The sequence below is a fragment of the Massilia sp. Soil_C_3 genome (assembly GCF_057657035.1).
In genome coordinates, this window is sequence record NZ_JBDGJG010000014.1 from 83,007 (window position 1) to 102,188 (window position 19,182).

Genomic DNA, 19,182 nt, shown 5'->3' on the forward strand with positions numbered 1-19,182 from the left:
TTCTCAATGCATTACCCGACACTCATAAAAATGCTGTGAACTGCGAAAGCACGTCTCTTTTGCGCCACGGACATCCCGCTTATTTACCTTCGTATTTACTTATTTCAATATCTTCGTAGTGTAGCGACATATCCCATTGCTAACATCAAATGACATCCGAACAAGCGGATGACATGACAAAACTTATTGCAGGGGGTAGAGGATGACCATGAAGTTGAACAAGAAGATACCGCCGCAACGCGCCCTGCTGGCGTCGGCACTGATGGCGGCACTGGCGCCCGTTGGCGCCCAGGAGACGGACAGCAATATGTCGCAGGTCGTGGTGCTCGGCTCGCGCACCCAGGCCAAGACCGCGCTCGATACCGCGGTCCCGGTGGGCCTCATCAACAGCAAGGACATCCAGTCCGCCGGCACGCTCGAACTGGGCAAGGTGCTGCAAGATCTCGACCCCTCGTTCAACTTCACCAGCACCTTCGTGAGCGACGGCACCGACATCATCCGCCCCGCCACCCTGCGCGGCCTGGGCCCGGACCAGCTGCTGGTGCTCATCAACGGCAAGCGCCGCCACCAGCAAGCCCTGGTCAACGTGCAGCAGACCATCGGCCGCGGCTCGGCCGGCACCGACATCAATGCGATCCCGCTGTCGGCGATCCAGTCGATCGAGGTGCTGCGCGACGGCGCCGCGGCGCAGTACGGCTCGGACGCGATCGCGGGCGTCATCAACATCATCCTCAAGAAGGGCGCCGGCAACGGCACCCTGAGCGCCAGCGCCGGCACCACTGACGAAGGCGACGGCGACACCTATTCGGCCAGCGCCAACCGCGGCTTCGCGCTGGGGGCCGACGGCGGCTACCTGAACCTGTCGGTCGAGGCCAGGAAGCGCGACGAGACCAACCGCGCCGGCCCGGACACGCTGCGCGTGACCCCGCCGCGCGTGACCCAGCGCCTGGGCGACAGCAACGCCAAGGACTACTACCTGTGGCTGAATTCGGCCATCCCCACCGCCGGCGGCGAACTGTATGCCTTCGGCGGCGCCTCCAAGCGCAAGGGAGATTCGGGCGGCTTCTTCCGCCCGGCCGAAGACTCGCGCAACGTGCCCGAGATCTATCCGAACGGCTTCCTGCCGAATATCGTGACCACCGTGCAGGACGCCTCGCTCGCCGTCGGCTACCGCCACGACCTGCCGAACGGCTGGAACGCCGACGCCAGCATCAACCACGGCCGCAGCCAGCTCAAGTTCCACGAACGGAACTCGATCAACGTCAGCTACTGGTACGAGAACGGTGAGTCGCCGACGTCGGCCGACACTGGCACGCTCAAGTTCGAGCAGACTACCTTCAACCTCGAATTCAAGGGCCCGGTGAACGTGCTGGGCGGCGAGCTGTTCGTGGCGGCCGGCTTCGAATGGCGGCGCGATAACTACGAGATCGAGGCCGGCGACCCGGTCTCGTACCAGTACGGGCGCACCAACAATCCCGCCATCGTCATCCGCGACCAGAACGGCGGCATCGCCGCCTCCGGCATCCAGGGCTTCCCCGGCTACACCCCGAGCACCGCGGTCGACGAGGGCCGCCACAACACCGCCTACTACCTTGACCTCGAGCGCAAGTTCGGCGACAGCGTCACGCTCGGCGCCGCGGCGCGCCACGAACGCTACTCGGACTTCGGCAACACCACCATCGGCAAACTGAGCCTGCGCTGGGACCCGAGCCGCACGGTCGGGATCCGCGGCAGCGCCTCGACCGGCTTCCGGGCGCCGGGCGTGCAGCAGAAGTTCTACAGCTCGGTGTCGACCAACCTGAACGCCGCCGGCGTGTTGACCGAAACCCTCACCGCGCGCGAAGACAGCGCCGTCACGCGCGCCTTCGGCATCGCGCCGCTGCAGGAAGAAACCTCGAAGAGCGCCAGCATCGGCATGATCCTGCGCCCGACCCAGGGCTTCTCGCTCACCGCCGACGTGTATCGCACGAAGATCGACGACCGCATCGTCTTTTCCAGCAATATCGCGCCCGAGTCCGGCCCCTGCGCGACGCCGACCGCCTGCCCGATCCGCAACATCCTCGATCCGCTGCGCGTGGGCCAGGCCCAGTTCTTCACCAATGCGATCGACACCATCACCACCGGCCTGGACCTGGTGGCGCAGCAGACCATCCGGGGCCAGGGCTCGACCCTTGTGCTGTCGGGCCAGCTGGGCTTCAACAAGACCGAGGTCGACGATCGTCACTCGCAGTCGCCGGTGCTCACCGGCGCCCAGCTGTTCGACGACGCCCAGGTAACGCTGATCGAACGCGGCCAGCCGCGCAAGCACCACGTGGTGTCGGCCGACTACACCACCGGCCCGTGGAACGTGACGGCGCGCGCCAATTACTTCGGCGAGGTGCAGGGCCAGGGCTTCACGGCGCCGTTCGTGCAGACCTGGGGCGCCAAGTGGATCGTCGACCTGACCGGACGCTATGCATTCAACAAGAACCTGGCGCTGTCGGCGGGCGTGAACAATCTGTTCGACACCTATCCGACGCGCTGGGATCCCGAGCGCGCGGCGCCCTTCCCGCAGATGGGCTTCACGCACTGCTGGGAGACCTGCCCGTTCGGCATGAATGGGCGCTCGGCCTACGTGAAGGCGGACTATACCTTCTGAAGCTGGCCGTCCGGCACGCCGGACGCGGGCTGCAACAGGAAGGAACGCAGCTCGCGCACGTCCTGCGAGGGACTGATGCCGAAGGCGCGCGTGTACTCGCGGCTGAATTGCGAGGCGCTTTCGTAGCCGACCCGGTGCGCCGCGCTGGCCACGGTGGCCGCCTCGAACACCAGCAGACGGCGCGCCTCCTGCAGGCGCAGCTGCTTCTGGTATTGGAGGGGCGTCATCCTGGTGGCCAGCTTGAAGTGATGATGCAGCGACGACTGGCTCATATTCGCCGCCTGCGCGATCTCTTCCATACGCAGCGGCTCCTTGTAGCGCAGCGTGATCTGCTGGGCCGCCAGCCGGATGCGGTGCGGCTGGGTGCCGGGCGTCATGAAATGCGCCAACTGCCAGCCCCCTTCGCCGCTCAGGAGGCGATACATGATTTCGCGGTAGACCAGGGGCGCGAGCTGGCGAATATGGCGCGGCGTCTCGAGCAGTCGGCACAGGCGCAGCACGGCGTCGAGCAGGTCGTCGTCGGTGCTGGCGGTATGGATGCCGAAGGTGGCGTCCACGCCCACCGGCAATGGCGCGGCCTGCTGTGCATCTTCCAGCAGCAGGCTGGCGATCACCGTGGGATCGATGTCGAGCCAGACGCACAGATACGGTTTCCCGGGCGACGCCTCGGCCACCTGCCCCGACACCCGGATGTCGTGCGCAAACACCATATGGCGTGCGCTGTCGTGGACGATGCGGGTATCGCCCACGAGCAGCTGTTTCGATCCCTGCGCCAGCAGGCAAAGGCCGGGCTGATAGAGCACCTGGCCCAGGGCGGTCGGTCCGGAGACGCGCACCAGCTTCAGGTTCGGCACCTTTGTCACGTGCAGGCCGTCGCCCGGCGCGACGCGCAGCAGGACGTCGAGCAGGCGCTGTTGCGCGTGATGGGATGCTAACCCTTGCATGCCGACGCCCTCTCCGCTCAGGCCGCCGGTTCGGCCGTGATGGCCTGGCCGACGGCGGCCCAGGTGGCGCGCTCGGCCTGGCTCAATTGGTCCAGGCCCGGTGGCCTGCCGCCACGCGACTGGAACAGCGATGACCGCAGTTCGCGCACGTCCTGCGAGGGACTGATGCCGAAAGCGCGCGTGTACTCGCGGCTGAACTGCGATGCGCTCTCGTAGCCGACCCGGTGCGCCGCGCTGGCCACGCTGATCGCCTCGAACACCAGCAGGCGCCGCGCTTCCTGCAGCCTCAATCGCTTCTGGTACTGCAGGGGCGTCATATTGGTGGCGAGCTTGAAGTGGTGGTGCAGCGAGGACTGGCTCATATTCGCCGCCTGCGCGATCTCGCCCATGCGCAGCGGCTCCTTGTAGCGCAGGGTAATCTGCTGGGTGGCGACGCGCATCCGGTGCGACTGCGTCCCCGGCGTCATGAATTGCGCCAGGCGCCCGCCGCCTTCGCCGCTCAGGAGGCGGTACATGACCTCGCGATAGTACAGCGGCGCCAGCTCGGGGATGTGCTCGGGCGTCTCGAGCAGCCGGCACAGGCGCAGCACCGCGTCCAGCAGCGCCGCGTCGGTGCGCGCGGTATAGATGCCGAGCGTGACGTCGTCGAGCGCCGGCGCGGGCGCTGCCGGTACTCCCTGGCCCAGCAGGAGTGAGCCCACCACCACCGGATCGATGTCCAGCCAGACGCTCAGGTAGGGCGCATCGGGCGATGCCTCGACCACCTGGCCCGAGACCGGAATGTCGTGCACGGCGACCAGGTGCTGCGAGCGGTCGTAGTCGATGCGCGCTTCGCCCACCAGCAACTGCTTGCGTCCCTGGACCAGCAGGCATAGGGCCGGTTCGTACAGCACCTCGGCCATCGACGACGCGCTGGACGCACGCAGCAGCTTGAGCTTCGGCACCGCCGTGATGTGCAGGCCGTCGCCGGGCGCCGCGCGCCGCAGGCACTCGACCAGCTGTTGCCGCAATGCTTTCAGGGTTCGGGACATAGGGAGTCGAGTCGGAAAAATCGGGGTCGAACTCTGCAGATGGTAGACGTGACCCGATTCCGCACGAATGCCGGTTCTTCTGGAGTTCTTGCCTAATACTCTAACCGGAAAGGAGAAGCGACGGAGTCGCGCGCGGGCGACTCCGGAGCCTTTCAGCGGCGCTCGCGCCACCACAGCGCCAGCATCGCCGCGGCGAAGGCCAGGGCGAACGGCCAGGCCGGCATCGGGCGTGTCGGTCCGTCCTGGGCGGCAAGCGGCGTGCGGGCGGCGTAACGCGCCGTGGCATCGCGCCGTTGCATGGCCTGCCATTGCGGCCAGTCGTTGGCAGCATACACATAGACGGCATGCGCGCGCGCCTTGCGGTCCGCGATCTGCAGCCAGCCGGACTTCTGCGGCCACAGCGCAACGCAGGAAGCATCGATGCGATCGGCGCGGGCTTGCCAGCGCAAGACCTGTTTCAGTTCCGGGAACGCGACCTCGCCATCGACGCCGCGGGCGCAGACTTCCAGGCGCTGTCCGGGCAGCGGCATCTCGACGGGAGCCAGCCATTCGGTCTCCTGGCGGCGCTCGACACCGACGCGGTCGAGCACACCCTGCCACCACAGCGCCAGCTTGCGCGGTTCGGCGATCGCGTGGCGATGCCATTCGCTCACGCCCAGCCAGGCGATGCGCCCCTTCTTCCAGTCGCGGGTCCAGACCATGTCGCTTGACCCGGTCCAGGGACCGGCGTCGCGCGCCGTCGGCAACATCGGCGCCAGCGGCATCTCCAGCGGCGCTTCCAGCATACCCCCCAGCGGCTGCACGCGCAGCGGCAATTGCAGGGTGCGCGACCAGACGCCCGGGTCGTTCGCATTCCCGCCCAGCACCAGCAACGGCATCCCGTCGCCCACTCGCCCCAGCAGGGACGCGCGTTCGCCGGCGCCCATGCGCTCGAAGCGGGCGGCGTCGATCACCATCAGGTTCGGCGCCGTCATCTCTTCGCGCGGCGCCTCGGTACGGGTGACGTCGCGGCCCAGCGTGACCTGCCAGTCGAGCAGCGCGCCGCTGCCGGCCATTAAATCGTTCAGCACACGCAGGTCGAACGATGGCGCGCCGAAGCGGCCGACCACCTGCAACTGGGCCGGCTCATGCACGGTGAACGGCACCGGGCCTTCGGCCACGACCTTGTCCTTCGCATCCAGCACGCGTGCCTTGAGGACGACGCGTTCGGCTACCGGCGGCATCCACTCGACGGTCAGCTTGCCGGCGCCGCGCGCCTGCGCGATCGGCTGGCCGTTTTCGGCCAGCAGTTCCAGGCGGGCTTCAGTCTTGTCCTCGCGCTCGACCGTCAGGGTGAACAGCCGGCCCAGCGCCACCTGGCTCGGGAAGTCCAGGCGCAGCGCGCCGCCCTTCGGCGCGCTCCAGGCGAGCGGCAGCGCCGGCAGATCGCTCCATGCGGCGGCGCGCAGGCCATCGCCTTCGAGACGCAGGGCAATCACCCCTTCCAGCGATCGCGGCGGCGCAGCGGGATCGACCGCGAGCGTGCGGCCGGCCTCGCCCGGCACGCGCAGGTCGGCCGCGAACAGGCCCAGGGCGGTGGCCGCGACGACGATCAGCAGCGCGTCCAGCCACTGGCGGCGGCGCAGGTAGAGCGCGGCGCTGACGATGCCGGCCAGGGCGATCAGGCCAATGAGTAGGGTCTGGTTCATGGCGCGCCCGCCTCGCGCCAGTGGCGTGCGAACGGGGTCTCGACCTTGCTGGTGGCCTGCAGCAGCACCTGGCCCTCGCCGGCGCCGGTGCGCAGCCAGGCGCGCAGCACCGGGCGGCAGGCGATGCAGCCGTCGGCCACGTCCTGGATCGCGCGCTGGGCTGCCAGGCGCTGCTCGTCGTCTTTCAAGCGCGTACGCACCCAGTCATTGGCGGTGCGCATCCACAGCGACGGCAATGCGGCTTCGCCGGACAGGGCGGCCACCAATGCGCGCAGCTCTTCCGGCAGCGGCGAACCCTCGCCGGCCTGTTCGCGGCGGTAGCTGGCGGCGCCCGCCATCTCGCCGGTCATGCGTTTTTCTTCCTTGATCGGCGGCGGCGTGAAGGCGGTCTTGTGCAGGTAGATGCGTTCGGCCTGCTGCAACTCCTTGATCGCTTCCAGGGCCTTGTGCTCGGGCGGCAAGGCAGTCTTCGGCGCGATGGCGCGCAGCGACTTCTCGGCATCCCACATCGCCACCAGCGCGCGGCGCAGCACCTTCTTGGTGCTCTCGTCGTACATCGTCGCGTTCTCGGCCTCGTCATGGGCGTGGCCGTAGGTTTCAAGGATGTGCTGGGTCTCGTTCACGATGGCGCTCTTGCGGGTGTTCGGGCTGCCGTGGTCGTGGCCGTGGCCCTCCTCATGCGGATGCTCGCCGGGACCGTGGTCGTGGCCTTCGTGATCGTCATGGTCGTCCGCTTTTTGCGCACCGGCCATGCCGGCACCGGCGTTGTCGGCGAACAGCGACGATTCCTCGCCCAGGAACTGGCCATAGCGCCGGCGCAGCTGCGCCTGGTCGTTGGCAATGCGTTCGCTGCGGTCGCGCACGTCGTCAGCTGCCATCTTCGTGCCGCGCATGTCGGCGATCAGCTGTTCGGTATCGATGATGATCTGGCGCTGGCTGCGCAGCGAAGCCGGCTTGACCAGTGACGGCATCGCCGCGCTCTCCTCTTCGGCCTCCTGCTCCGGCGCAGGCCGGCGCACGGTGTAGGTGGGCGACTGCACGGTCTGGGGACGGCCGGCGTTGTCGGTCGCGCGCACGAAGAAATACAGCTCGTCGCCCGGTTCCATTTCCAGCTCGGCGAGCGACCATTGCTTCGACCAGTCACGCCGCTTCGGATCGCTGGAGGCCGGCAGCGGCATCTCGCGGTCGGTGAACTTGACGTTCTCGCCGCTGCCGCGCGCCAGCGTCATGTGCAGCGTGGAGCGCCGGATCGCGTAGTCGTCGCGGATCTGGATCGCCATCGCGGTGCCGGTCGCGTTTTCGCGCAGATCCTGGATCATCTGGGTTGGCGCAGTGATCGTGATCTCGGGCGGCTCGTCGGGGATCACGCGCAGTGTGTGCCGATTGCCGCGCCAGCGCCACACCACCGATTCGGTGGCGGTCCAGCGCGCGCACTCCTTGCCCGGCTCGAGCACCTGGCCGTTGCCCAGTTCTATCTTGTTGTTACCCGCCGTGCCTTCCTTCAGGCACCAGCTGACGACGGTCTGTTCCGGCACCTGCAGGTCGCCCGGGCCGGATTCGGATGGTTTGACGCCGGTATAGGCCGGCGGCGCCAGCTTGATGGTGAGCCCGGCCAGCGTGGCTGCGGTCGCGCTGCCGACCGGGGTCGGCGCCACAGGGGCCGAGCCATCCGACGGCCTGGTGGTCGCATACCACACCATCCCCGCCAGCACGGCGCTGACCAGGACGATCGGATAACCAGTCGAGACGTAGCGCGCGACGATCTGGCGCAGCTGGGCCGGCGAGATGACGGCGTCCAGGCGGTCGAACAGGCGCTGTTGCTGCAAGCGCGCGATCGGGGAATCGGCCGCCTCGAGCAGCGCCGCGCTGTCTTCCATCTCGGGCACGGCGCCATCCAGCCACGCGGTCCACTCGAAGGTGACGCGGCGGCGCAGCTTGACCCAGTCCAGCGCGCACCAGCCGGCCCAGGCCAGCAGGCCCGGCCCCGAAGGAATCGCCAGCCATGGCAGCGCGCCCAGTATCCACAGCGGCAGGCGGCGCAGCTGGGCTGCGCGCCATACCCGTTTGGTGATCTCAACGCCTCCGTGCATGCGTGAGACTCCTTTCCAGTACAAAAAGTGCGGCCAGGATGGCCAGCAGGACACCGCGCAGCGCGCCGCTCGGTTCGGGCGCATTGGCGCCATCGACCGCCGCGAACGTCTGCGGCGCCAGCATGAAGTGGCGCGGGCCCACGTGCAGCTGCTGCCAATCGTCGAGCAGCGCACGCGCGGCATCCGCGTCGCGTGGGGGCCAGTCGGCATGATGCCACAGGCGGCCGCGCGCACTGTCGGCGTAGCGCAGGCCATCGATCACGCGCGCCTTGACCAGCTCGGGGAAGGCCGACGGCTGCGTCACCCACCACAACGGCGCGCGCAGCGCGGCGGGCGGAGCTTCAGCGCGGTCCCACACGATCAGCGAGGTCGCGGCGCCCGGCGCGTCGTCGACGATGATGGTTTCGAGACCGCCCTGCGCCGCGAACATGCGGCGCCATTCGGCCGCACGCTCGCTGGCGATATAGACGTGGCGCTCGACCTTGGCGGACGCGGCGGCCTGGGTGCGCACCTCGACCGCCCGGCCGAACGCCGGTCTGGCCGCCGGCATCGGCACGTCGCCCAGCACCAGCAGCCGCGCGTCCGATCGCCACTCGCGCTCGTGCGTGTGCACCCAGCCCAGGGCCTGTGCGGCGGGCAGCGTGACACGCTCGGCGTTCGCCAGGCCGGCTTGCGTCGCTTCGCGCTCGACCCATGCCGGCTCGGCGCCTTGCGTCATCACGACCGTATCGCCGCGCCACGGATAGACCGGGTCGGCCAGCCAGGCGATGAGGACGGCCAGCAGCAGACAGCGCACCAGCAGCAAGAGCGGATCGCTCCAACGCCAGACGCGGGTCTGGCGCGGCTCGGTGCGCGGCAGGAAGCGCGCGGTCGCCATCGGCGCGGCCTGGTTCTGCACGCGCTTCTTGCGGTGCCACCAGATCGGCAGGATGAGAATGGGCAGCGCGAGCCACCAGAGTGCATTCATGAGTTACCTTCCGGGACGGCGCAACCAGCGCCGCAGGACCTCGATCGGCGACTGCTCGATCGCGGCCATCGTCAACGGCATATCGTTCTTGCGGCACTGGGCCGTGACGGCGCCGAAGTGGGCTTCGCGGTTGCGGCGGTAGCCTTCCTTCAGATCGGCGCCAAAGCGGAACACGCCTTCTTGACGTTCCGGGTCGCAGTAGGCCAGGTCGCTGGAAAAGCTGGCGTCGACCTCGGCCTGGGTCTGCAGGCCCAGCACGCGCACGTCGTGGCGCATCTGGCGCAGGCGCGTCAGGGCCACCGACAGCGGCGACGGCCAGTCGAGCAGGTCGCTGGCCGCATAGATCGCGCTCGGCGACTGGGCGAAGTGCAGGCTTGCCTTCAGGGTCGCGGTATCCGGCAGCTCGCCATCCGGTTCGGCGCGCTGGAGCTGGGACAGCACGCGCTGCAAGTGGCGCGGTCCGCGCAAGGCCGGCGTGAACGCCACCTTGCCGCCGCCGAGCACCACCAGGCCGAAGGCATCGCCCTGGCGCTGCGCGATCGCGGCGACACAGCCGAGCAGCATGCGCGCGTAGGCCAGCTTGTCGATGCCTGGGGCGCTGCGGCTCGGTTCGGCCATCGAGGCGCTGGCATCGAGCACCAGCCAGACCGCCACATGGCTGTCGCGCTCGGCCTCGCGCACGAAATAACGGTCGGCGCGCGCCGCCAGTTTCCAGTCGACGCGGCGCCACTCGTCGCCGGGCACATAGGCGCGGTATTCCGAGAACTCGACACCCGCCCCGCGTTCGCGTCCGGCGTGGATGCCGTGGCCCAGGCCGGCCAAGACGTGGCGGATGACGAGGTCGAGCTTCCTTGTATGCGCGATCAGCGCGGTGTTCGCAAGCGACATGGTACGAACGCCGGTTACGGCACCTTGATTTCGCTCTGCAGGGCCTGCAGCACGTCGGCGATGGCGATGCCGTCGGCTTCGGCCTCGAAGTTGCGCAGCACGCGGTGCGCCAGCACCGGCAGCAGCATGGCCCCGATGTCGTCGCGGGTCACCGCCAGGCGGCCCTGCATCAGCGCGCGCGCCTTGGATGCCAGCACCAGCGCCTGGCCGGCGCGCGGGCCGGCGCCCCAGCCGATGTGCTTTTTCACCGCCTCGACCGTGGTCTCGCTCGGGCGCGTTGCGCGCACCAGGCGCGTCGCATAGCGCACCAGGTGCTCGCCAATCTCGATGTCGCGCACCAGCTGCTGCAGGCGCAGCAGGGTCTCGACGTCCATCACCGGCTCGGCATCCTGCAAGCCGGCGTGGGTGGTGCGCGAGACCATCAGCACTTCCTCGTCCTCGGTCGGATAGACGACGTCGATGCGCAGCAAAAAGCGGTCGAGCTGGGCCTCGGGCAACGGATAGGTGCCGGCCTGCTCGATCGGGTTCTGCGTGGCCAGCACGAAGAAGGGACGCGGCAGTGTATGGGTCTGGCCGGCGAAGGTCACCGAGCGCTCCTGCATCGCCTCCAGCAGCGCCGACTGGGTCTTGGGTGGGGCGCGGTTGATCTCGTCGGCCAGCAGCACCTGGGTGAATACCGGGCCGGGCTGGAAGCGGAACACGCGCTGGTGGGTCGCGGCGTCTTCTTCCAGGATCTCGGTGCCGACGATATCCGACGGCATCAGGTCGGGCGTGAACTGCACCCGGCGGAACTGCATGTCGGTGGCTTGCGACAGCGACTTGACGAGCAAGGTCTTGCCCAGCCCCGGCACGCCTTCGACCAGCGCGTGGCCGCCTGCCAGCAGGCAGGTGACGAGCAGGTCGACCACCTCTTCCTGGCCGATGATCACACGCGCCATGCTGGCTTTCAGCGCACCCACTTTCGCCGTCAGGGCGGCGATATCCTGTTCATTCCACGCTACTGCATCTTGTTGCGACACTGGTCATGCTCCCAACGCATATTGAATGATGTTCACCGCGAAGCGGGTGTTGTCGACCGCGAGAAAACGCTTGTTGCGGAAGTCGTAATCCCATTCGCAGCCATAGTCCTTGTTCGAGTACAGCACGCGCACGCGTCCACCGATCTCGATCGCCTTCAGGTACTCGTGCACCAGGTCGTCGCCCCAGCCATTGAGTTCCATCGACGTCGTCGGCGGCCCGTCCTCGAACTTGAAGAAGCACGAGTACAGCGGATGGTTGTTCGGGATCTTCTTGAGCGCATGCAGCCCGAAGATCTTCGCCATCTCGGCCTCGAACGACTTGGCGAACAGGCCGTCGATGTCGTGGTTGCAGTCGTCCACGAAGACGAAGCCCCCGCCGCGCACGTACTTCTCGAAATTGCTCCGTTCCGCCGGGGTGAACTGCACCAGCTTGTGGCCGGCCAGGTAGCAGAACGGCGCCTGCAGCATCTTCGGATCCGACAGGGCCACCATGCGCTCGGTCGTATCCACCCGCAACGTGGTGTACTCCACCAGGGAGTTCAGCACGTTGCTGGGCATGCGGATATCTACGTCCCAGTTGCCCGATTCGTACATCAGGCGCGTGAAGTAGAAGTCGTAACTTGCCATGTAAACGCTCGATCGCTAGACCGCGTCGGACAGCGAGGTAAAGTTGAAGTCGCGCACCTTCATCGGCGGCAGCACCATCTGGAACGGCACTTCGTCGCCGCCGATGGTCGTAGGCTTGCCCAGCTCATCGATATTGTTCAGGATCGTGACCGGGCTCTCGTTGAAGCGGAAGTTCTTGAGCGGGTACTTGATCTTGCCGTTCTCGACATAGAAGGTGCCGTCGCGGGTCAGGCCCGTGAGCAGCAGCGACTGCGGATCGACCATGCGGATATACCAGGTGCGGGTGACCACGATGCCCTTCCTGGTGCCCGCGATCAGCTCTTCCAGCGACTTGCTGCCGCCTTCCATGATCATATTGCCGTGGCCCGCGGTAGCGCGCTTGCCGGTCTTCTGGGCCCAATAGCGCGAGTAGTCGAGCGAGGCGACGCGGCCATCCTTGACCAGCTGCGTGCGTTCGCGCGCCAGCAGCGATTCGTTGTCCCACGGCGCCACCGGCACGTCCTTGTCCCACGGGTCGGCCCAGATGTTCACCTGGCTGTCGAACAGCTTGTCGCCCAGGCGGTTCTTGCCACCGGCTTTCGACAGGAAGCTGCGGCCCTCGTCGGCCGAGCGCGCATCGAAGGCGCTGAACATATTGCCGAGGATTTCAGAGGTCGCCGCCGGCTCCAGGATCACGGTGTAGCGGCCCGGTTCCAGCGCACGCGCCTCGACCGAACGCAGCGCCTTCTCGATCGCCACCTCGGCCGCCTCGCGCGCGTCGAAGCGCGCGGCGTCGACCGCCGAACGGGTCACCCAGCCGGAACCACGGCCGTCTTCGGTGCGCGCGGTGAGGCTGAACGACAGGTCGGTGAAGTCCTGGTGGCCGAACACGCCGGTCGAATTGGCCATGGTCGCAAAGCGCGTGCTGTCGGTGAAGAAGCCGGCGGTGACCAGCTTGTTCTTGCGCGCCAGCTCGATGCAGGTGGCCGCCACCTCTGCCCGGAAGTCCGGGTCGATCGCCGCGGTCTTGGGCACGAAGGTGGTGGTGGCGCGGTATTCCTGCTTCGCGATGGCCGGCATGAACTCTGGATTCTCGGGCGCCAGCTTGGCCAGTTCCTCGGCGCGGCGCACGGCTTTTTCCAGCGACTTGTCGTCGAACTCATTGACCACGGCGGTGCCGCTGCGCTTGCCGAAGGCCACGCGCACGTTCAGCTGCATGTCTTCGGTCAGGCCGGCGGTCGACACGCTATTGCGCGCGAAGCGCACGTTGCCGACACGGCTGCCTTCGATCGCCACGGTGCACTCGTCGGCTTTCGACAACGCCAGCACGCGATCGGTGATGCGTTTTGCTTGTTCTTGATTCAGCGCTTTCATCCTGGTCTCCTTATCCGATCTTGCGTGCGGTATTGATGACATTGATGCCGTTGAAGCGGGTGGTGCTCGACCCGTGCGACACCGCGCTCACCTGGCTCGGCTGGCCCTTGCCGTCGAAGAAGGAGCCGCCCATGCGCCAGTCGCGCTCGTCGCAGATGGCCGAGCAGGCATTCCAGAATTCCTGGGTGTTCGCCTGGTAGGCCACGTCCTCGAGCGGGCCGGTGATCTTGCCGTTCTTGATCTCATAGTACAGCGTACCGCCGAACTGGAAGTTGTAGCGCTGCTGGTCGATCGAGTAGGAACCGCGGCCCAGGATGTAGATGCCCTTCTTGACGTCCTTGATCATCTCGTCCGGCGTCAGGCGCGCTTTGCCCGGCTCCAGCGAGACGTTCGGCATGCGCTGGAACTGCACCGTGCTCCAGCTGTCGGCATACGAGCAGCCATGCGATTCCTTTTCGCCGATGATATGAGCCTGGTCGCGCGTGGCCTGGTAGTTGACCAGGATGCCGTCGCGGATGATGTCCCACTGCTTGGCCGGCACGCCTTCGTCGTCGTAGCCGATCAGGCCCAGCGAACCCGGCGTGGTGCGGTCCGCCACGAAGTTGACGCGCTCGGCGCCGTACTTGAATTTCTTGCTCTGCCACTTGTCGAGCCCCACGAAGCTGGTGCCGGCGTAGTTGGCCTCAAAGCCGAGCACGCGGTCCAGTTCCGTCGGATGGCCGACGTTCTCGTGTATCGTCAAGAACAAGTGTTCGGGCGAGAGCACCAGGTCGTACTTGCCCGGCTCGACCGACTTGGCGGAAAGCTTCTCGCGTGCCTGCTTGCCGGCCAGGCGCGCATCCTCGACGATGTCGTAGGACTTGGTGTACAGCGTGGTGACGCCGCCGGCGGCGCGCACCTTGTCTTGGGCACGGGCGTCGAAATATTCATAGCCCATCGAGGCCGGGGCGCCCAGGCCGCCGCGCGAGCGGAACTTGCCGGTCTTCTGGTCGACCGCGGTAGCGTTGATCGGAGCCCACAGGCGGTGCACGTCCTGGTCGATGTAGGAGCCGTCGGTCGACGCGAAGTATTTTTGCTGGTTGATCTGGAACAGCGAGGCGGTCATGAAGTTCGCTCCCGCGTCCAGGCCGGCCTTGTTGGCGGCGATCAGCATGTCGGCCTTTTCCTTGACCGGCAAAGTGCGCCAATCCTTCTTGATCGGCGTGGCCCACGCCACTTCGCCGACGCCCTTCACCGGCGCCAGGCGCACCGGCTCGGTCTGCAGCCTGGCGTTGGCCTTGGCGATCGCCACCGCCTGGCGCGCGGCCTGGGCGACGCCGTCGGCAGTCATGCTGTTGGTCGAGGCGAAGCCGTAGGCGCCGTCGGCGATCACGCGCACTCCCACGCCGCTCGATTCGGTGTTGTTGATGCTTTCGACGTTCAGGTCGCGCGTGATGATGAACTGGTTCAGATAGCGGCCGATGCGCACGTCGCAATAGGACGCGCCGGCTTGCGTGGCCGCGCCCATGGCGGTATCGGCCAGGACCTTCTTGGCGCTCGCCGCCATCGGTTTGAGGAGGTCTTCGGCCGCGATCGCGTTGCCGAAGACCGGAATGAGCATGGCGCCAGCAGTGCCGGCGCCGATTTGCAGGAATTGTCGACGTTCCATGTGTGTCTTATCCGTTTGCGTTTGCGTTTGCATGTGCTCGCGTTGGCGCTTGCACTTGCGTTAGCGTTGGCACGTCGTTACCGCGCAGGCGGGAACCTAAGTTTGCATGCGCAGCCACTGCGCTGAAAAACTTGGGTTCCCGCCTGCGCGGGAACGACGGTGCCGAGGTCGCAGGCTAGTCCAGGCCTTATTACACCGCGTCCGACAGCGACGTGAAGTTGAAGTCGCGGATCTTCATCGCCGGGATAAGCATCGAATAACGCGCTTCATCGGCGCCGATCACGGCAGGCTTGCCGATTTCCTCGATATTGTTCAGCATCGAGACCGGGCTTTCGTTGAAACGGAAGTTCTTGATCGGATGCTTGATCTTGCCGTTCTCGACGTAGAAGGTGCCGTCGCGGGTCAGGCCGGTCAGCAGCACCGATTGCGGGTCCACCATGCGGATGTACCAGGTGCGGGTGACCAGCACGCCCTTCTTGGTATTGGCGATCAGCTCTTCGGTGGTCTTGTTGGTGCCGGCCATGATGATGTTGCCGGCCGCGCCCACCGCGCGCTGCTTCTTCTGCTGCGCCCAGTAGCGCGAGTAGTCGAGGGCGTTGATCTTGCCGTCCTTGACCAGCTCCACGCGTTCGCGCGGCAGCATGCTCTCGTCCCACGGCAGCACGGCGACGTCCTTGTCCCACGGATCGGACCAGATGTTCACCTGGCTGTCGAACAGCTTGTCGCCCAGGCGGTTCTTGCCGCCGGCCTTGGACAGGAAGCTGCGGCCCTCGTCGGCGCGGCGCGCGTCGAAGCCGCCCAGCATGAAGGACAGCAGGTCCGACGTCGCGGCCGGCTCCATGATCACGGTGTAGCGGCCCGGCTCCAGCGCCTTGGCGTCGACCGAGCGCAGTGCCTTCTCGATCGCGATCTCGGCCGCTTCGCGCGGGTCGAACCTGGTGACGTCGCGCGCCGAACGCTTGACCCAGCCCGAACCGCGGCCGTCTTCGGTACGCACGGTCAGGGTGAAGTCGAGCGAGCTCGAATCCTGGTGGCCGAACAGGCCGTTGGAGTTGGCGATGGTCTCGAAGCTGGTGCGGTCGGTGAAGAAGCCGGCCGAGACCAGGCCGCGCTTGCGGCAACCCTCGATCGCGTAGGCGGCGGCTTGCGCGCGGTATTCCGGATCGATGTCGGCGGTCTTCTGGACGAAAGTGTCCGACTTCTTGTACTCGGTCTTGGCGATCGCCGGAATGAATTCCGGATTGTCCGGCGCCAGCTTCGCCAGGTCTTCGGCGCGGCGCACGGCGCGCTCGATCGACTTGTCGTCGAATTCATTGATGGTGGCCGTGCCCTGCTTCTTTCCGAAGGCGACCTGCACCTGGATGCGGGTGTCGTCGGCCAGGCCGGCGGTCGACACGGCATTGCGCGCGAAGCGGATATTGCCGATGCGGCTGCCTTCGATATTGACGATGCATTCGTCGGCCTTGGTCAGCGACATCACGCGGTCGCTGATCTTTTTCGTTTGTTCCTGGGTCAAGATGCTCATGTGCGTCCCTGCCTTAGCCGATCTTGCGAGCGGTGTTGATCACGTTGATGCCGTTGAAGCGCGCGGTCGACGAACCGTGCGAGACGATGCTGATCTGCGGCGGCTGTCCCTTGCCGTCGAAGAAGGAGCCGCCCATGCGCCAGTCGCGCTCGTCGCAGATGGCGCTGCAGCCGCCCCAGAATTCCTGGGTGTTCGACTGGTAGGCCACGTCTTCCAGCATCTGGCCGATCTTGCCGTCCTTGATCTCGAAGAACAGCTGGCCGCCGAACTGCGAGTTGTAGCGCTGCTGGTCGATCGAGAACGAACCGTCGCCGATGATGTAGATGCCCTTCTTGATGCCCTTGACCATCTCGTCCGGGGTCAGCCTGGCCTTGCCCGGCGCCAGCGACACGTTCGGCATGCGCTGGAACTGCACCGTGTTCCAGCCGTCCGCGTACGAGCAGCCGTGCGATTCCTTCTCGCCGATGATGTGGGCCTGGTCGCGCGTGGCCTGGAAGTTGACCAGGATGCCGTCCTTGATGATGTCCCAGCGCTTGGTCTTGACGCCTTCGTCGTCGAAGCCGATCGCGCCCAGCGAACCCGGGGTGGTCTTGTCGGCGTAGAGGTTGACGATCGGGGCGCCGTACTTGAAGGTCTTGGACTTGAGCTTGTCGACCGTGGCGAAGCTGGTGCCGGCGTAGTTGGCCTCGTAGCCCAGCACGCGATCGAGCTCGGTCGGGTGGCCGACGTTCTCGTGGATGGTCAGCCACAGGTGTTCGGGCGAGAGCATCAGGTCGTACTTGCCCGGCTGGACCGACTTGGCGGTCAGCTTGCGCTTGGCGTCGCGGCCCGCGGCGCGCGCGTCCTCGACGATGTCGTAGGTCTCGGTGTACAGGGTGGCGACGCCGCCGGCGGCCTTGATCTTGTGCTCGGGACGGGCGTCGAAGTATTCATAGCCCTTGCCCACCGGGGAACTCAGGCCATCGCGCGAGCGGAACTTGCCGGTGGCCTTGTCGACCGCAGTGGCCGATACCGGGGCCCACAGGCGATGCACGTCCTGGTCGATATACGAGCCGTCGGTCGATGCGAAGTATTTTTGCTGGTTCACCTGGAACAGCATCGTGCGCATGAAGTTGGCGCCGCCTTCCATGCCCGCCTTGTTGGCGGCGATCAGCATGTCGGTCTTCTCCGCGATCGGCACCGTGCGCCAGTCCTTGGTGTACGGCGTGCTCCACGAAACCTCACCGACGCCCTTGACTGGTGCAAGCTGCACCGGTTCGGTCTGCAGTTTTGCATTGGCCTTGGCGATCGCCACGGCCTGGCGCGCCGCGTTGGCGATGCCGTCGTTCGACATGTCCGAGGTCGCGGCGAAGCCGTAGGCGCCATTCACGATCACGCGCACGCCGACGCCGGCCGATTCGGTATTGGCCACGTTCTCGACATTCAGGTCGCGGGTGGTGATGAACTGGTTGAGGTAGCGGCCGATGCGCACGTCGGCGTAGCTGGCGCCGGCCTTGGTGGCGGCGTTCAGCGCGACGTCGGCCAGGGCCTTCTTGGCGGCGACGGGCATCGTGCTGACCAGTTCCTCGGCAGCGATCGCGCGACCGAATGGCAGCAGCATCGAGGCGGCGGCCAGGCTGCTGAGATTGAGAAAGGTACGGCGTTCCATGTGTTCTCCTGAATGACCTACTTCCGGGCAGCGGTTCCGCAAAACAGCTCGGCGCCGCTCTTGTATGTACATCGCTTTTGTTGTGGATTTGCCTGTGTGCCACGCGGCAAACCTCTCAACGATAGCATCGACTTAACGTTTTGAATAGGCAATCTTTGTGCCACCTCAATGCAGTGTTCTCTGCCTGTGCTGGGCACTGTCTGTACGATGAATATTCCACGCATAAGCATATACGCGGAACGCTTGACTATGGAGGTTGCCTGTTCGATCATCTTCGGGTTGACGGCGGCGAACCGCCTGCCGTCCGACCCATCAAGGAGACCTCGCACGATGAAACGACTGATCCTGGCCGCGATGCTGGCAACCGGCCTTGCCGGCGCCGCGCACGCGGACGACGCCCTGAAATCCGCCATCGCCGGCGAACACCGCGCCGCCGCCAACAAGGCCCGCGACACTTATCGCCATCCTTACGAAACCCTGACCTTCTTCGGCATCAAGCCGACCATGACGGTGATCGAGCTGTCGCCGGGCGGCGGCTGGTACACCGAGATCCTGGCGCCCTATCTGCGCGACCAGGGCAAGCTGTATGGCGCCGTGCCGGACGCCGAGAGCCGCGGCGGCAAGGCCTTCCGCGACAGGCTGGCGGCCAATGGCGCCGTGTACGGCAAGGTGACCCCGGTCCAGTTCGCGCCACCTGGCAGCATCGCGCTGGGCGCCCCGAACAGCGTCGACATGGTGGTCACCTTCCGCAACCTGCACAACTGGCTGGGCAACGGCGACGACGCCGTGCTCACCGTCCTGAAAGAGGCGCACAAGGTCCTGAAACCGGGCGGCGTGCTGGGCGTGGTCGAGCACCGCCTGCCGGCCAAGATGGAGCAGGATGCCAAGGCCTCGAGCGGCTATATGCACGAGGCGTATGTGATCCGCATGGCAGAACGCGCCGGCTTCAAGCTGGCCGCCAAGTCGGAGGTGAACGCCAATCCGAAGGACACCGCCGACCATGAAAAAGGCGTGTGGACCCTGCCGCCGGTGCTGTCCAACAAGGACAAGGACCGCGAGAAGTACCTCGCCATCGGCGAGAGCGACCGCATGACGCTCAAGTTCGTCAAGCAGTAA

The 19,182-nt window shown here is 66.5% G+C and carries 14 protein-coding genes; 2 read left to right on the forward strand and 12 right to left on the reverse strand.

The annotated features are described in order from the left end of the window. Positions 1 to 208 precede the first annotated feature (208 nt). Positions 209 to 2,638 (forward strand): TonB-dependent receptor plug domain-containing protein, encoded by a 2,430-nt coding sequence (locus tag AC3A6F_RS24160; protein WP_487686051.1) that lies wholly within the window; start codon positions 209 to 211, stop codon positions 2,636 to 2,638. Here AC3A6F_RS24160 and AC3A6F_RS24165 read toward each other — a convergent pair. The 12 genes from AC3A6F_RS24165 to AC3A6F_RS24220 all read right to left on the reverse strand — a co-directional run bounded on the left by AC3A6F_RS24165 (position 2,626) and on the right by AC3A6F_RS24220 (position 18,066). Beyond that, the gene (locus tag AC3A6F_RS24165) at positions 2,626 to 3,582 is read right to left on the reverse strand and encodes an AraC family transcriptional regulator (protein WP_487686053.1); all 957 of its coding nucleotides are present in this window, start codon (positions 3,580 to 3,582) and stop codon (positions 2,626 to 2,628) included. The two genes, AC3A6F_RS24160 and AC3A6F_RS24165, sit on opposite strands and share 13 nt — an antisense overlap. A 17-nt stretch (positions 3,583 to 3,599) precedes the next feature. Continuing rightward, positions 3,600 to 4,613, reverse strand: coding sequence for an AraC family transcriptional regulator (locus tag AC3A6F_RS24170; RefSeq protein ID WP_487686056.1), 1,014 nt, complete (start codon positions 4,611 to 4,613; stop codon positions 3,600 to 3,602). A 152-nt stretch (positions 4,614 to 4,765) separates the two neighbouring features. Beyond that, complete coding sequence (locus AC3A6F_RS24175) at positions 4,766 to 6,301, reverse strand: hypothetical protein (RefSeq protein WP_487686059.1); 1,536 nt, start codon at positions 6,299 to 6,301, stop codon at positions 4,766 to 4,768. After that, positions 6,298 to 8,391: a hypothetical protein gene (locus tag AC3A6F_RS24180; RefSeq protein WP_487686061.1), complete on the reverse strand. Its 2,094-nt coding sequence runs from the start codon at positions 8,389 to 8,391 to the stop codon at positions 6,298 to 6,300. Before AC3A6F_RS24180 ends, AC3A6F_RS24175 begins: the two co-directional genes overlap by 4 nt. Beyond that, positions 8,375 to 9,358, reverse strand: coding sequence for a BatA domain-containing protein (locus tag AC3A6F_RS24185; protein WP_487686064.1), 984 nt, complete (start codon positions 9,356 to 9,358; stop codon positions 8,375 to 8,377). The genes AC3A6F_RS24180 and AC3A6F_RS24185 overlap by 17 nt, the downstream gene beginning before the upstream one ends. A gap of 3 nt (positions 9,359 to 9,361) precedes the next feature. Next, entirely contained in the window at positions 9,362 to 10,246 is an 885-nt protein-coding gene (locus AC3A6F_RS24190) for a DUF58 domain-containing protein (protein WP_487686067.1), read from the reverse strand. Between the two features lie 14 nt (positions 10,247 to 10,260). Then, on the reverse strand, positions 10,261 to 11,265 hold the full coding sequence (locus AC3A6F_RS24195; protein WP_487686070.1) for an AAA family ATPase: 1,005 nt from the start codon (positions 11,263 to 11,265) through the stop codon (positions 10,261 to 10,263). Positions 11,266 to 11,268: 3 nt separating this feature from the next. Then, complete coding sequence (locus AC3A6F_RS24200; RefSeq protein ID WP_005663557.1) at positions 11,269 to 11,892, reverse strand: DUF4159 domain-containing protein; 624 nt, start codon at positions 11,890 to 11,892, stop codon at positions 11,269 to 11,271. A gap of 15 nt (positions 11,893 to 11,907) precedes the next feature. Further along, on the reverse strand, positions 11,908 to 13,245 hold the full coding sequence (locus AC3A6F_RS24205; RefSeq protein WP_487686074.1) for a TldD/PmbA family protein: 1,338 nt from the start codon (positions 13,243 to 13,245) through the stop codon (positions 11,908 to 11,910). Positions 13,246 to 13,255: 10 nt separating this feature from the next. Beyond that, positions 13,256 to 14,893, reverse strand: a complete 1,638-nt coding sequence (locus AC3A6F_RS24210; protein ID WP_487686077.1) for a TldD/PmbA family protein — start codon at positions 14,891 to 14,893, stop codon at positions 13,256 to 13,258. A gap of 190 nt (positions 14,894 to 15,083) precedes the next feature. Then, complete coding sequence (locus tag AC3A6F_RS24215; protein ID WP_487686080.1) at positions 15,084 to 16,418, reverse strand: TldD/PmbA family protein; 1,335 nt, start codon at positions 16,416 to 16,418, stop codon at positions 15,084 to 15,086. A gap of 13 nt (positions 16,419 to 16,431) precedes the next feature. Then, on the reverse strand, positions 16,432 to 18,066 hold the full coding sequence (locus AC3A6F_RS24220; RefSeq protein ID WP_487686084.1) for a TldD/PmbA family protein: 1,635 nt from the start codon (positions 18,064 to 18,066) through the stop codon (positions 16,432 to 16,434). 330 nt (positions 18,067 to 18,396) lie between these two features. Between AC3A6F_RS24220 and AC3A6F_RS24225 the strand changes: the two genes are divergently transcribed. Further along, complete coding sequence (locus tag AC3A6F_RS24225; RefSeq protein ID WP_487686087.1) at positions 18,397 to 19,182, forward strand: class I SAM-dependent methyltransferase; 786 nt, start codon at positions 18,397 to 18,399, stop codon at positions 19,180 to 19,182.